Genomic DNA, 1,013 nt, shown 5'->3' on the forward strand with positions numbered 1-1,013 from the left:
CGCCAGAGCAGTAACGACGCCCGGTGCAAGAGGAAGCAGAGCACCACCTGCCCCTGTGGTGCCACCTTCACTTCGGTCAGCCTGCTTAAATCTCACCGCCGGGGCAGCAGTGACGCCCAGTGCAAGGGAAAGCAGAACATCACTTGCCCCTGTGGCATCACCTTCGATACAGTCAGTCGGCTTAACTCTCACCGTCAGAGCAGTCGAGACACTCTGTGCAAGGGGAAACTGAACACCACCTGCCCCTGTGGTATTATCTTCGATACGGTCAACCAGCTTTGCTCCCACCGCCGGAGCAGCCAAGACACCCGGTGTAAGGAGAAGCGGGTCAAAAGGAAATAAAGCGGGATTTTAAAAGAACTGCTATGACTTCAACTGCTCACGCTATGGAAATTGTGTGATACACGATTCACTGACTAGCCTTTCGTGCTTTGGTTGAATCAGAGGTTATGCCCGTTGCAAATGCTAGCAAATGCCTCATATCTTTGGCTTATCCTGACCGTTGCTCCCGCTGTTGTTGATGCGAGTACAGATAAACCGGTGAGTAGCTGCACACTTGTTTTGCCAACAGGTGAAGGGGGGGCAGATATCATTTCAACAGGCCGTATCCGCACGTCATCGCCCACCGTTCAGCCTTTGGACGACACATTTTGTGTATCGGGTCCAGAAAATAGCCTGGTCTGCCAAGGGGTTGGAAGCCCATCCATAATCAGGCTGCCACATCAGGAAAAGCAAACCATTGGTCTGATAGCAGAGGGCTATACCTGCACAGAAACTCCCAGCAAAGTTCATTCCCCGTCAGCGACAGATGACGTGATAATAACAGGTGAATTCGTTGATGGGTTTCGCTGCCTTTTAATTCTGATATCAACGCCTGGGAAATTCACTGCCGGAAAGTTGTCAAACAAGAGATTGAAGAGGTTTATGAAACTGCGTCAACAGTCCCAAGTGATTTGAACTACGATAGCCCTGCACCAGAAGTCGAAGTATTGAGCCAAAATGAGAAGGAGACA

General features: G+C 50.5%; 1 protein-coding gene. It reads right to left on the reverse strand.

Annotated features, from left to right (window positions below; genetic code table 11):
• A partial coding sequence (locus tag E1189_RS22620; protein ID WP_196220925.1) for a hypothetical protein occupies positions 1-303 on the reverse strand: 303 nt, incomplete at its 3' end.
• Between the last annotated feature and the right edge of the window lie 710 nt (positions 304-1,013).

This window comes from Parendozoicomonas verongulae (assembly GCF_009711465.1).
GTDB lineage: Bacteria > Pseudomonadota > Gammaproteobacteria > Pseudomonadales > Endozoicomonadaceae > Sansalvadorimonas > Sansalvadorimonas verongulae.